At 64.4% G+C, this 13667-nt stretch carries 13 protein-coding genes; 1 reads left to right on the top strand and 12 read right to left on the bottom strand.

Features of this window, described 5'->3' with window-relative positions; genetic code table 11:
• Positions 1-22: 22 nt before the first annotated feature.
• From DY201_RS15560 to DY201_RS15550, 3 genes are all read right to left on the bottom strand, one after another.
• A complete protein-coding gene (locus tag DY201_RS15560; protein WP_245432008.1) occupies positions 23-556 on the bottom strand; it encodes a flavin reductase family protein in 534 nt (177 codons plus the stop codon).
• Positions 557-624: 68 nt separating this feature from the next.
• A complete protein-coding gene (locus tag DY201_RS15555; RefSeq protein WP_131922284.1) occupies positions 625-1758 on the bottom strand; it encodes a helix-turn-helix transcriptional regulator in 1134 nt (377 codons plus the stop codon).
• A 2-nt stretch (positions 1759-1760) separates the two neighbouring features.
• Positions 1761-2564, bottom strand: a complete 804-nt coding sequence (locus DY201_RS15550) for an SDR family oxidoreductase (protein ID WP_115731974.1) — start codon at positions 2562-2564, stop codon at positions 1761-1763.
• A 194-nt stretch (positions 2565-2758) separates the two neighbouring features.
• On the opposite strand from DY201_RS15550, the gene DY201_RS15545 reads away from it, so the two are divergent.
• Positions 2759-4345 carry a FadD3 family acyl-CoA ligase gene (locus DY201_RS15545; protein ID WP_115731973.1) on the top strand — a complete coding sequence of 529 codons (1587 nt, stop codon included), beginning with the start codon at positions 2759-2761 and terminating at the stop codon, positions 4343-4345.
• A gap of 211 nt (positions 4346-4556) precedes the next feature.
• Here the strand turns inward: DY201_RS15545 and DY201_RS15540 are convergent, their stop codons facing one another.
• The 9 genes from DY201_RS15540 to DY201_RS15500 form a co-directional block, all read right to left on the bottom strand.
• Entirely contained in the window at positions 4557-5462 is a 906-nt protein-coding gene (locus DY201_RS15540; RefSeq protein ID WP_115731972.1) for an SDR family oxidoreductase, read from the bottom strand.
• 11 nt (positions 5463-5473) lie between these two features.
• Positions 5474-6076 (bottom strand): gamma carbonic anhydrase family protein, encoded by a 603-nt coding sequence (locus tag DY201_RS15535; RefSeq protein WP_115731971.1) that lies wholly within the window; start codon positions 6074-6076, stop codon positions 5474-5476.
• A 2-nt stretch (positions 6077-6078) separates the two neighbouring features.
• Positions 6079-7230, bottom strand: coding sequence for an acetyl-CoA C-acetyltransferase (locus DY201_RS15530; protein WP_115731970.1), 1152 nt, complete (start codon positions 7228-7230; stop codon positions 6079-6081).
• A 1-nt stretch (position 7231) separates the two neighbouring features.
• Entirely contained in the window at positions 7232-8287 is a 1056-nt protein-coding gene (locus DY201_RS15525) for an acyl-CoA dehydrogenase family protein (RefSeq protein WP_115731969.1), read from the bottom strand.
• A 13-nt stretch (positions 8288-8300) separates the two neighbouring features.
• The gene (locus DY201_RS15520) at positions 8301-9464 is read right to left on the bottom strand and encodes an acyl-CoA dehydrogenase family protein (RefSeq protein WP_115731968.1); all 1164 of its coding nucleotides are present in this window, start codon (positions 9462-9464) and stop codon (positions 8301-8303) included.
• Between the two features lie 33 nt (positions 9465-9497).
• Positions 9498-10394 (bottom strand): enoyl-CoA hydratase, encoded by an 897-nt coding sequence (locus DY201_RS15515; protein ID WP_115731967.1) that lies wholly within the window; start codon positions 10392-10394, stop codon positions 9498-9500.
• Between the two features lie 115 nt (positions 10395-10509).
• Positions 10510-11454 (bottom strand): aldo/keto reductase, encoded by a 945-nt coding sequence (locus DY201_RS15510; RefSeq protein ID WP_115731966.1) that lies wholly within the window; start codon positions 11452-11454, stop codon positions 10510-10512.
• A 55-nt stretch (positions 11455-11509) separates the two neighbouring features.
• Positions 11510-13123 carry a GMC family oxidoreductase gene (locus DY201_RS15505; protein ID WP_115731965.1) on the bottom strand — a complete coding sequence of 538 codons (1614 nt, stop codon included), beginning with the start codon at positions 13121-13123 and terminating at the stop codon, positions 11510-11512.
• The gene (locus tag DY201_RS15500; RefSeq protein ID WP_115731964.1) at positions 13120-13662 is read right to left on the bottom strand and encodes a thioesterase family protein; all 543 of its coding nucleotides are present in this window, start codon (positions 13660-13662) and stop codon (positions 13120-13122) included. Before DY201_RS15500 ends, DY201_RS15505 begins: the two co-directional genes overlap by 4 nt.
• Positions 13663-13667: the final 5 nt, after the last annotated feature.

Genomic DNA, 13667 nt, shown 5'->3' with positions numbered 1-13667 from the left:
GTCAGGTCGATAAGCGTTTGTATCACATCGCCAGATGCGCGCCGATGTAGCGGGCGTCGGCATAGATCAGCGGCTCGATGCTGCCGAACAGTGCGACGTCGGTAATCCGCCCCACGAACACGCCATGGGTACCATAATAGAATTCTCCGTCGTTGGCGCAGAAGATGTTGGCTTGTGCGTCGCCAAGATAAGGAATGCACTGGCGCTCGCGCCAGTCACCCTCGGCGAAGCGCGCCTCGCCCTTCACCTGGCCGCCACAACGTTGCGCCAATGCTTCATGATTTCGTGCCAATATGTTGACACAGAATGGCAATTTCGCCTGGAACGCGGCGAAGATCGAAGCGCTCCGGTTGACGCAGGCGAGCAGTGACGGCGGCTCCATGCTCAGGCTGTCGACAGCGGTCGCGGCCATGGCCAGCCGCTGGCCTTGATGGCTCGTGCTCAGGATCACCACCGACTTCGCCAGTCGGCGCATCGCCGCTCGCGTGTCCGCCACCAGCTCATTGACCTCAAGGGACATTCCGCGCTCCTCCACGTCCTGCAACGATCGCAGCATCGCGCAGAACAGGGCCCTGAAGCATCGTTCGAACGGGCGATCCCGAGCGATTGCGGAGCGTGAGAGGTCTAGCCCAGTTCGTCGACAGAACGCAGCAACAGGCGCACGAGTTCGCTTTGCCTGTTCACCCCGGTCTTGGAAAACACCATGCGCAAATGCGCCTTGGCGGTATTCTTGGTGATGCCGAGCGCGGCACTGGCATCGTCGAGGTCGAGGCCTTGCCCCATAAGTGTCGCAAGTTCGGCCTCGGCCGGCGTCAGGCCGAACAGCATGACCAGCACCGCCGGCTGCGGCGCTACGCTGTTGCCGGCGTCGGCGATGATGACGAGTGCCGCCCCGCGCAGCGGTGCCTGCAGCTTGGCCGAATGCGGCGCCGGCCTGACGACGAGCCCGAGCGCCTCGCCGCTGGAGCGATGTATCGAGAATGCGCGCGAGCCGACAAGGGAAGCATCACTGGCCTCGGCAAACTCGGCCACCGCCGCGTTGAACGCGCCGCTCGGCCCGGCCTCGTCGAGCAGTCGGAGCCTGCCGCGATCGTTCTTCAGCACGTCCTTTTCAGCCAGGATCGTCTCCGCCTGTCGCGTCGCCTGCAGGATACGGCAGTCGCGGTCGACGATGATGGCCCCCACCGCCAACCGCCCCAGCGCGCCGGCAAACAGCTCGCGCTCTGCCTCCAGCCCGTTCAGCCTGAGAAACAACCCCATCGCCTGCGTCAGATGCGGCAATAGCCGGCGGAATGTCTCGCGCTCGGCGATGCCGAAATTGTCCCGGCCCAACACGCGCGTCGCACGCATCCGTACCCTGGCGCCTGACGGTTCCAGGATGTCGGCGCCCACGACATGCATCCAGCCCGAGCAGGTCATGAAACTCGTCATGAATTCCGAGCGCGAGAACCCGTCCTCGCCGATAAGCTCGGCAAGCGTCGTCACCTTGCCAAGCGGCAGATCAATGAACGGGTCTTGCGTGTAAAGGTCGTTGTAGCGGGCAATGCGCTCTTCCGACGCAGCACCGGAATAGATCGCTCCTGGGCGATCGCGGCGCTGGCGCTCAATGATCAGCGTGCTGCTTTCGGCATCAACTGATGACCGCAACCCCTTGAGAAAACTGTCGAACGGCCTTGCTTGGCTGATTCCGGCATAGAGCAATTCGACCAACCGGTCGTGATCGGGCGTGGCACCTGGAGCTTCCGACCGACCGGCCACGGTCAGTTCGCGTCCGGCGCGTAGCGTTTGATCAGGTCAAGAAACAACGGCGTCTCGCCGCCGCCATGCACCTCCAGCTGCGCGCCTGTGACGAAGGTTGCCGTCGGGCTGGCAAGATAGAGGGCGGCACGGGCAATGTCGTCGCCACGTCCCATCCGCTTCATCGGCACCGAGGCGGCAATCGCCTGCTGGGCTTCGTGCGAGCCATAGGTCTCGTCCGCCTTCTCGGTCTCGATGAGACCGACGATGATGGCGTTGACCCGCACCTTGGGCGCCCACTCCTGTGCAAGGCTGGTGGTCAGGCTGAGCAGGCCGGCCTTGGCCGCGCCATAGACGGAAGTGCCCGGCGACGGACGACGGCCGGACACGCTGGCAATGTTGATGATGTTGCCGCCTTCCGGCAGCCGGGAAATCCAATGGTAGACCGCCTGCGACAGATAGACCGGCGCCATCAGGTTGAGATTGACGATGGCGTCGGAGAAACGCGGTGATACGGTCGCCGCATCGACATGGGGCGAGCCGCCGGCATTGTTGACCAGCACGTCGATGCGGCCATGTTCCTCGCCGACGCGATCGACAAGTTCCTTGCAAGCCTGGGCCGTGCGCACGTCGCATTGCATGAAGATCGCCCTGTTACCGTTCGAATGCGGCAGGCTGTCGGGCTCGGTGCGTGCGCAGACGACCACGGTTGCGCCCGCGCCGAGAAAACCCTCGGCGATTGCCCGACCGATGCCCTTGGTGCCGCCGGTCACGATGACGACCCTGCCATCGAAGGTAGAGGCAGCCGGTTGCGGGGCATTGCTCATGTCGTAACTCCAGGCGTGGTCCAGCGCGCGTCTGCACGCAGTCCTACAGCCTTTATGTCGGTCGCCGGAAGGTTTATTCGTCTCTTCGGACGATGCTGGCCGCTCGCCGACGCCTATGTTCCCGCCACACTAGCCCGGCCACCGCGCCCGCGGCCGCCAACCGTCGAACAGGCCCAGTGCCTCCAGGTAGACAGATGATCTCAGAAGACGCCGACTGGAAGTTCACCACCATTCCTGCCCTCTGCGCACGCGCGGCCGAGCTTTATGGCACACGCACTGCAGTTGAGGACAACGGCGTCGTCTTGAACTTCGTCGAGCTCGACGCGCTGCGCAAGCGGGTCGCCAAGGCGATGATCGCTGCCGGCGTCCAGAAGGGCGACCGCATCATGATCTGGGCGCCCAACACCTGGAAATGGTTTGCCACCGCACTCGGCCTCGTCACCGCTGGAGCCGTGCTCATTCCCGCCTCCACCCGCTTCAAGGGCGCCGAGATCGCCGAACTGGTCAAGCGCAGCGGCACCTCGCTGCTGTTTTCTGTCGGCGACTTCCTCAACTCCTATTATCCCGACCAGTTGCGGGCGGAAACGCGCGAACTGCTGCGCGAAGTGGTCGTCATAGGCGAAGGCAGCAAAGGCGATCGCGACTGGGACAGCTTCGTTGCATCAGGCGCCAGCATCAGCGATGCCGAGCTCGCCGCACGCGAGGCCAATGTGGGCCCCGATGATCTCTGCGACATGCTCTTCACTTCAGGCACCACGGGTTATCCCAAGGGTGTCATGTACGGTCACCAGCAGTGCCTCCAGGCCATCGATGCCTGGGCAACGCGGGTCGGCATCCGAGAGCATGACCGTATCCTGGTCATCCCGCCTTTCTTCCACGCCTTCGGTTATCGCTCCGGCGCCATCGTTTCGCTGATGCGCGGCGCAGTGCTCATGCCGCATCTCACCTACGATGCCGGCGAAATCCTCAAGCGTGTTGCCGAGGAGAAGATCAGCGTCATCCCCGGCCCGCCCGCCATCTTCCAGGGCATGCTCCAGCATCCGGAACTGGCGAGATTCGACACCTCCAGCCTGCGCCTCGGCGTCACCGGCGGCGCGGTCGTGCCGTCGATCCTTATCCGGCGCATGCGCGAGGAGCTCGGTTTCGCCGGCGTGGTCAACGGTTATGGCCTGACCGAATGCGGCGGCTACGGCACCATGTGCCTGGCGACAGATCCGGATGACGTGATCGCCAACACCGCCGGCAAGGCAGCCCCCGGCGTCGAAGTCCGCATCATGGGCGACGACGGCCATTTCCTGCCCGACGGCAAGCCCGGCGAAGTGGTGATCCGCGGCTACATCGTCATGAAGGGCTACTTCAACGATCCCAAGTCGACGGCCAAGACCATCGACCCCGAGGGCTGGCTGCACACCGGCGATATCGGTTACTTCGACAGCGACGGCAACCTGCGCATCGAGGACCGTCTCAAGGACATGTACATCACCGGTGGGTTCAACTGCTATCCGGCCGAGATCGAGCGCATCCTGAGCCAGCACCCGGCCATCGGCATCGTTGCCGTGATCGGTGTGGCAGACGAGCGTCTTGGCGAGGTCGGCAAGGCCTATGTGGTGCTGCGCCCAGGCACCAGCGCCACCGAGAAGGACATCATCGACTGGTCGCGCGCCAACATGGCCAACTACAAATGCCCGCGCAGCGTCGAGATCCGTCCGTCCCTGCCCACCAGCCCGCAAGGCAAGGTGCTCAAGAACATTCTGCGCGAAGAGGTCCCCCAAGACGCCTGATCGCGAGCGCCTGCCCTCCGATGCGGGCTCCGGAGCGGCAGGTGCAGACTTTTCCCCAAGGGCTGGTGCGCAAGCGCCGCCCTTTTTTCTTGGCCGCGTTGGCCAGACTGCGCGTCCCCCGGGATGCGGCATCCCCGGGGATACTGCATTGACCAAAGAAAAGGCGCCGGTAGCCCGACGCCCTTCAGTTCTTCCTGAGGCAGTGGCTCGCCTACGCCCCGTAGACCGCCTTCGGTGCCGGACGCGTGGCCACCAGTTCCTTGATCCGGTCGCCGAGTTCGGCTGCGTCCCATCTGCCACCCTTGTCGAATTCGGGGCCGTCGTTCCAGCCGAGGCAGATGCGGATCTTGCCGCCGATCAGCTCGAAGATCTGGCCGGTGACATCAGCCGACGCCGAACTGCAAAGCCAGGCAACCAGGGGTGCGGTGTTCTCAGGCGCGAAGATATCGAACTCGCCGTCCTTGGCCTGCATGGCCTCGGCAAAGGCGGTCTCTGTCATGCGCGTGCGGGCATTCGGCGCAAGGCCATTGGCGGTGATGCCGTAGCGGCGGAGCTCGGCTGCCTGCACCAAGGTCAGCGAGGCGATGCCGCCCTTGGCCGCCGAGTAGGCGCTCTGGCCGACGCTACCCTGCAGGCCGGCGCCCGAAGAGGTGTTGATGATGCGGGCGTCGACCGTCTTGCCGGCCTTCTGCTGGGCGCGCCAGTAGTCGACGGCATGGCGGCTGACGCAGAAATGGCCGCGCAGATGCACGCGCAGCACCGCGTCCCATTCGTCCGGCGTGCATGACACGAACATGCGGTCGCGCACGAAGCCGGCATTGTTGACGACGGCATGCAGGTCGCCGAAGGCGTCAAGCGCCGCCTTGACGATGCGGCCGCCGGCCTCGAAATCGGTGACGTCGTCATAGTTGGCGACGGCTTGGCCGCCCATGGCCTTGATTTCGTCAACCACCTGCTGCGCCGGCGTCTCCGCCGTCGCGTCGCCATGAGTGCCGACGCCGAGATCGTTGACCACGACCTTCGCGCCTTCCGCCGCGAGGCCCAGCGCGTAGGCACGGCCGAGGCCGCGGCCGGCGCCGGTGACGATCACAACCCTGTCTTCGCAGATCCCTGCCATGTCAGTCCTTCTCACCTTGTCTTGGTCGACAGGCGCACGGCGCGCGCCTTGCCGGCATTACGTTTGCGGTCGGGTTCCGCGACGGGGAGCGGTTCGCATTCCACGAGATCGGCAAGCGACCGGTCGGCCAGCCGCTGGTACTCGCCGTCGCCATTGTTGCGCCAGATGATGGCAGCTTCCGGCATCTCCTTGATCACCTTGGCTGGATTGCCGGCGATCAGGCTACGTCGAGGCGTCACCACCTCGTTCTTCACCAGGCTGAGTGCTGCCACCAGGCTGTCATCGCCAATGACGGCGCCGTCGAGCACCACGGCATTCATGCCGATCAGCGCATTCTCCCCCACCGTGCAGCCATGCAGGATTGCGCCGTGGCCCACGGTCGCCCCGCGGCCGACGATGCAGTCGGAGCCCGAGCCGGTGTGCAGCGTGCAGTTGTCCTGCACACTGGCATCGCCGACAACAGTGATGCGGCCGAAATCGCCCCGCAGCGACGCCCCGGGGCCGATGTAGCAGCGCGGCCCGATCGTCACGTCTCCGATCAGCACCGCCGTCGGGTGCAGGTAAGCGGTGGGGTCGACCACCGGCACGATGCCCTCAAAGGCATAGCACGGCATGGTCAGAGCCTCTCGATGATGGTCACGTTGGCCTGGCCGCCGCCTTCGCACATGGTCTGCAGCGCATAGCGGCCGTTGCGGCGCTCGAGTTCGTTCAGCATCGTCGTCATGATGCGCGCGCCGGTAGCGCCGAGCGGATGGCCGAGTGCGATCGCCCCGCCATTGACGTTGACCTTGTCGCGCGGGATGCCAAGGTCCTTGATCCAGGCGAGCGGGACTGACGCAAAGGCCTCGTTGCACTCGAACAGGTCGATGTCCTCGATCTTCAGGCCGGTCTTCTTAAGCGCATGGCGCGTCGCCGGGATCGGCGCTGTCAACATCCAGACCGGGTCGTCGCCACGTACGCTGATGTGGTGGATGCGGGCGCGCGGCTTGAGATTGTGGTCCTTTACAGCCTGCTCCGAGGCGATCAACAGCGCCGCCGACGCATCCGCGTTCTGGCTGGCGACGCCGGCATGCACGCGACCGCCTTCGACCAAAGTCTTCAACGTCGCCATCTTGTCGAGCGAGGTGTCGCGACGTGGCGTCTCGTCCACGGCAAAGTCGCCGACGGGCACGATCTCGCCGTTGAAGCGGCCGGCATCGATGGCGGCAATCGCGCGCTGGTGGCTCTCAAGCGCGAACTGCTCCATCTCGTCGCGACTGCACTGCCATTTCTCGGCGATCATCTCCGCCGAGCGGAACTGGCTGACCTCCTGGTCGCCATAGCGGGCGCGCCAACCCGGCGAGGTGCTGAACGGATCGGGGAAGCCGAACTGCGGCCCGACCAGCATGGCCGACGCCATCGGGATCATGTTCATGTTCTGCACGCCGCCGGCAATCACGAGGTCCTGAGTACCGCTCATCACTGCCTGGGCGGCGAAATGCACTGCCTGCTGGGCCGAACCGCACTGGCGGTCGACGGTCACGCCAGGGACATGATCGGGCAGACCAGCCACCAGCCAGCAGGTGCGGGCAATATCGCCGGCCTGCGAGCCGATCGTGTCGGTGCAGCCATAGATGACATCGTCGATCGCGCTCGGGTCGATGCCAGTACGGGCGATCAGGCCCTTGATCGGCGCAGCGCCAAGATCGGCGGAATGGAGGCCGGCAAGCGAACCCTTCTTGCGACCGACCGGCGTGCGGATGGCGTCGACGATATAGGCTTCCGGCATATCAGGCCTCTCTGGCAAAGGTGTGTTCGGGTCCAAGCGGGCGCCCAAAGACGCGGCGCGCGACGCGCTCGCGATGAAATGCGGTGCCGCCCCACCAATTGGTCAGCGCGATGCCGCGCTTAAGGAAGAAGTGGACATCCACCTCCCAGGAATAACCCATGGCTCCATGCACCTGGATCGCGGTGCGGGCAGCGACGTCGGCGGCGTCAGCGCAGGCAAGCTTGGCCTGCGAGATGCGGGCGCGACTGTAGAGATCGCCCTGCTCGAGCTGCGCAGCTGCCGCATGCAGCACCGGACGGGCGAACTCGATCTTCACCTGGGCGGTAGCTAGATGGTGCTTGACCGCCTGGTAAGAGCCGATCGGCTTGCCGAACTGCTGGCGTTCCTTGGCATAGGCGACACCAAGGTCGACGCAGCGCTGGGCGAGGCCCTGCATCTGCGCGGCTGCAAACAGCGCGCCACGGTCGAGAGCGGCGGCAAGGGCTGCCTCGGCATCCTTGGCGTCGGCCACCAGCGTCTCGGCGCCCGGCTCGAACTCGACGGTGAACAGCCGGCGGAATGGATCGACGCTTGGCTGGGCCACGATCCTTGCCTTGGAGGTCTCGACCAGATGCACAGCACCATCGCGTACGACGAGCACCGCCTCGGCCGTGTCGGCGTCTGCGACGAACGGATTGGCCGGATGGGCAACTGTGATCGTCACCTCGCCGGCAAGCGCGCGTTCAAGCAGCGCCGCAGCGCGGGGATTGTCGGAGAAGGCAGCAAGCAGCGGCAACGCCACACCGGCATTCTCGACCAGCGGCTCCGGTAGGCCGGCATAACCACAGGCCTCGGCGATCTGCACGAAGTCGATTGCCGACAGGCCGAGCCCGCCCTTGCCTTCGGCCACCAGCGCGCCGGCAAGTCCCATCTCCCCGATCTTGGCCCAGCGGGCCTCGTCGCGGGCCGCGCCCTCGCCCATCAGCCGGCGCAGGTCGGCCGGCTGGCACACGTCGGTAAGCAGTTCACGGACGACGTCAGCCGTCATCGTTTGTTCTTCAGAGAAACGGAAATCCATCTTCTCGCTTCCCTTACGCACGCGGCAGCCCGAGCATGCGCTCGGCGATGATGTTGCGCTGGATCTCGTTCGAGCCGGCGTAGATCGGCCCGGCCAATGAGAAGAAGTAACCGTCCAGCCAGCGGCCGATGTCGCCCGCCTCGGGTGCCGTGCGCAACAGTTCCGCGCGCGCACCCAGGATCGACAATGCCGCCTTGTGCATGGCGATGTCCATTTCCGACCAGAAGATCTTGTTGGTACTGGCCTCGGCGCCGATATGGCCGCCTGCGGCAAGCCGCGATGCGGTGGCGTAGATCGATAGCGCGTAGGCCTCGGCATCCATCCAGGACTGCAGCACCGCAGCGCGCACGGTCGGCTCGACTTCCGCCTCATGCAGCTTGAACAGCTCGACAAGCTTGCGCGCTGCCACCTGGAAACGCGCCGGGCTGCGCAGCATCAGGCCACGCTCGAAGCCGGCTGTCGCCATGCAGATGTTCCAGCCCTCGCCCTCGCCGCCGAGGCGGTTGAAGGCGGGCACGCGTACGTCGTCGAGGAAGATTTCGGCAAAGCCGGTCTCGCCGTCGATCTGCGGGATCGCCTGCACCCGCACGCCGGGGGCGTTGAGCGGAAAGAAGATCAGCGACAGGCCCTTGTGGCGCTGCGAAGCAGGATCGGTGCGAAATAGGCCGAAGGCCCAGTCGGCGAAGACGGCGCGCGACGACCAGATCTTGTGGCCCTTGAGCACATACTCGTCGCCTGCCAGCACCCCTGTCGCGCGCACCGAGGCGAGGTCTGAACCGGCCTGCGGCTCGGACCAGGCCTGTGCCCAGATCTCGTCGCCTGAGGCCATCGAGGTCAGGAAGCGGGCCTTCTGCTCCTGCGTGCCATACTCCATCAGCGTCGGCCCAAGCAGGAAGATGCCGTTCTGGTTGACGCGTAGCGGCGCGCCGGAACGATAGTATTCTTCCTCGAAGATCAGCCACTGGATCAGGTCGAGCCCGCGTCCGCCATAGCTTTCCGGCCAGGTCACCATGCCCCAGCGGCCCTCTGCCAGCACGCGCTCCCAAGCGCGATGCGCCTCAAAGCCCTCGCGGCTGGCGTCGAAAGACGGCAGCGGCTTGCCGGGCACGTGCTTTTCGAGCCAGGAGCGCACTTCCTGGCGGAAGGCCTTCTGCTCGTCGGTGTAATCAAGATCCACGCTTGGAAATTCCCGTTGGTCTAGGCGGCGGGCTCAAGCCTCGCCGGCCTGCTTCTTGTTGGCCGCGGCCATGCTCCTGGCGTCCTGTCCGCCCAGTGTGTTGCCGGTGGTCAGGTCGTTCTGGGCATGGGCGAAATGATGCATGTGGTAATGCGCATCCATGGCGGTGCGCTTGCCGCGCAGGTCCTCGACATGGTTGATCGCCTGCTTCGACAGCCAGAGACCGAGGCGCGGATATTGCGCCAGCTTTTCCGCCATTGTCCGGCCTGCACCGTCGAGTTCGGCGCGGGTCACCACCTTGTTGACCATGCCGAACTGCTCGGCGCGTGACGCCGGCATGCGTTCGCCCATCATCAGGAATTCCTTGGCGATGCGCGGCGGCAGCTCGAAGGCATGCGCGAAATATTCGACGCCGGGAATGCCCATGCGCACCACCGGATCCTGGAAGAAGGCATCGTCGGTGGCGACGATGAAGTCACAGACCCAGGCAAGCATCAACCCGCCGGCGACGCAGGCGCCCTGCACCAGCGCGATCGTCGGTTTGGGGATATCGCGCCAGCGTCGGCACATGCCGAGATAGACCTCGTGCTCCCGGGTGTAGAGCATTTCGGCGGCCGGCTTGTTGGTGTGGTCGGACCACATCAGGCGACGGTCGAAGGTCTTGTTGACGTCGCGGCCCGGCGTGCCGATGTCATGGCCGGCCGAGAAATGCTTGCCCGCGCCGCGCAGGATGATGACCTTAACCGCATCGTCGTCGACGGCACGCTTGAAGGCGTCGTCGAGCGCATAGGTCATCTGCGAGTTCTGGGCGTTGTTGAACGTCGGGCGGTTCATCGTTACCCAGGCGATCGGCCCTTCGGTTTCGTAAAGAACCGGCTCGGCCGTCTCATAGGTTATGTCTGCCGTACGCGGCTCAACCAGATCGCTCATATCAAGGGTTTCCGCTGACAATTCAACTTGGTAGCTCTAAGGAAACTACGTTTCCCGCCATGGGGTGCAATCGTCCAAAGGGACTAAAGCGCCGGCAACTTTGTGCGCCGCACAATCACTTGCAGATCGTGTCGATCTCGGCGAGTTCCGCTGCCGTCAGCTTCCACGAGGCAGCCGCGGCATTGGCCACCACCTGCTCGGGACGGGTGGCACCCGCAATTACGCTGGAAACGATCGGCTGGCAGGCCAGCCAGGAGAACGCCAGCTCGAGGATGGTGCGTCCGCGCGCTTCACTGAAGCCAATCAGCTTCTCGACCTTGTCGAGATTGGCGTCGGTCAGGCCGGATTTGAAATAGGCCATGTTCATGCGCGTGTCCTCGGGCAGCGCCTGACCCTTGCGGTATTTGCCGGTCAGGAGGCCGCTCGCCAGCGGGAAATAGGGCAAAAGCGTCATGCCGGTGCGGCGCATCGCCGGGAACAGCTCTGTCTCGGCCGTGCGCGATATCAGATTGTACTCGGCCTGGGTGGATTGCAGGCTGTGCAGATTGTGATGGCGCGAAGTCCAGCTGGCATCGACCAGCATCCATGCCGGCAGGTTCGAGCAGCCGAGATAGCGGATCTTGCCCTGCTTCACGAGATCGTCGAGCGCCCGCAGCGTCTCCTCGACCGGCGTTTGCGGGTCGGGGAAATGGTACTGGTAGAGATCGATATAGTCGGTCTTGAGCCGGCGCAGACTGTCTTCGACGGCATTCATGATATAGCCACGCGAACCGTTGTAGCGGTTGCTCTTTTCCCGGTTGAGCGGCGACGCAAACTTGGTCGCCAGCACAACATCCTTGCGGCGATCACCAAGCACCTCGCCCAGTGTGGCTTCCGACCCGCCATTGACGCCATAGGAATCCGAGGTGTCGAGCAGCGTTATGCCGGCATCGAGCGCCGCATGCACCACCTTGCGGGCGCCATTGGTGTCGAGACTCTTGATCATGCCGCCGAAGTTATTGCAGCCGAGACCGACCACCGAAACCTCGAGGCCCGTGCGGCCGAGAACGCGCTTTTCCATCTCGTCTACTCCATCACTTTCATTCGCTAACTATCGTATTTCGTTGGTAAACGGCCTAGGCGGCTGCCTTGATCATGTCCGCAGCCTTCTCCGCGATCATCACAGTCGCAGCATAGGTGTTGCCGTTGACCAGCACCGGCATGATCGACGCGTCGGCGACACGCAGCCTTTCGACACCACGCACGCGCAACTGAGGATCGACCACTGAATCTGCGTCCGCGCCCATCCGGCAGGTGCCGGCGGCATGATAGTGGGTCACGGCCGTCGCCAATATGTCCTCGGCGATATCGACAAGCGAACGGATCGGCCGCGCCGGCAGCAGTTCCCTGTCGAGCACGCCGCGAAGCGCTGGCTGGTTGACGATCGCGCGGGCCCGGTCTGCACCTTCCACCAGGATGTGAAGATCACGCGGATCGGAAAAATAGTTGGGCGATATCGCCGCATGTGTCATCGGATCGGCCGACTTCAGCGTCACCTGGCCTCGGCTGTAAGGCGAGCCGTGGTTGAGCAGCAGCGTGAAGCCATGTTCCCGCGGCAGGATGCCGAGCACGCCCAGTCCACGGCGGATGACCGTCGCCGGCGCCATGCAGACCTGGATTTCGCTGCCGGGATCGCCCTCGATGGCGCGGAAATAGCCCGACGTGGGGAACAGCCCGCGGCTCAGCACCCCACGACGCTGGAACACATATTGCGCTCCAGCCTTCAACGCGCCCCATGGTTTGACGTGATTGTAGGCGCTGACCGGCTTGGTCGTCGTGTACATCAGCCGATACATCGGGTGGTTCTGCAGGTTCTGACCAACCTCGTAACGGTCGGCGGCAACCTTGATACCGAGGCGTTGCAAGCTGGCCGCGTTGCCCACGCCCGACAGCATCAGCAATTGCGGCGAGTTGACCGCGCCGCCGCTGAGGATCACTTCCTTGACCGCGCGCGCCACCCGAGGCCGCCCCTCATGAACGAACACCACGCCAGTCGCGATCCCCGCCTCTATCACGACCCGCTTTACCGGCGCATTGACGATCAATGTCAGGTTAGGCCGCTTCAGCGCCGGATGCAGGAATGCGGCAGCCGTACTCGACCGTCTGCCACGGCCTATGGTCAGGTCGACATGGCCGAAGGCTTCGGCCGCATTCTTGTTGAGGTCATCGGTCAGCGGCAGGCCTTCCCCGGCCGCCGCATCGAGGAACATGTCGCAGACGGGTGCGGTGCCCTGCCCCTTGGAAACCTGAAGTGGCCCCTTGTCGCCATGGATGTCGTTGGCGCCACGCTCGTTGGTTTCGGATTTTTTGAAATAGGGCAGGACGTCGTCATAGCCCCATCCATTGTTGCCGAGCGCCTTCCACCTGTCATAGTCCCGACGGTGGCCTCGCATGTACATCATGCCGTTGATCGAGCTCGACCCGCCGACGATCTTCCCCTGTGCCCAGTAGAGCTTGCGGCCGCCCAGCGCTTCCACGGGCTCACTTTCGTAGCTCCAGTTGTAGGCCGGATGCGTGCCGGTCACGATATTGGCGCCGGGAATGCGGATCAGCATGCTCTTGTCCAGCCCGCCGGCTTCGATCACCGCGACCCGCACATTGTGGTCCTCGGACAGCCGGGCAGCGAGCACGCAGCCGGCCGCACCAGCGCCAACGACGACATAGTCGAATTCGAGGTCGCTGAACGTCACGTCCTTGCCCTGAAGTCTCGCCGCGCCACGCCCTTGGGCCACGGCAGGCGCGCGTGCTCCTGGGCAAGCCTTGTCAGCGGATCGGCCACGGCAGCCTCGACGATCCTGGCTGCCTTGCGCAGCCGCAGGTCGACATGGATCGACAAGCCTTCGACGGTCGCCGCACGATAGTTCTGGTCGACATTCCACAATTCATGAAAATGGTGGACGCGCTTGAGGTCGGTCCACAGCACGACGCTGCGTGCTTCAAGCCTTGCATCAGGCATCAACTCGCGCTCGTACCGAACGCTCTTCTCCAGCCGGAAGAAGCTGAAACTTGTGCGCCTGATATAGTCGTCATGGATGCCGAAGACTTCGAACAGGTCGCTTTCGGCGGTGTCGAAGACATGGTCGTACCAGGACACGTTCATATGCTGGTTGACGTCGAGCCAGCGCGGCTCGACCTTGCCCCGGAAACTGATGTAGGGGCGTGGCCCGCCTTCAGGGTCTCCGGCATTCGCACCCGAAACCTCGTCGCTGACCACGCCCTCGTCATTCATCGCTG

The sequence above is a fragment of the Aminobacter aminovorans genome, from assembly GCF_900445235.1.
Lineage (GTDB): Bacteria > Pseudomonadota > Alphaproteobacteria > Rhizobiales > Rhizobiaceae > Aminobacter > Aminobacter aminovorans.
Note: the sequence above shows the minus strand (reverse complement) of the source record. Positions and strands in the feature narration are given on the sequence as shown.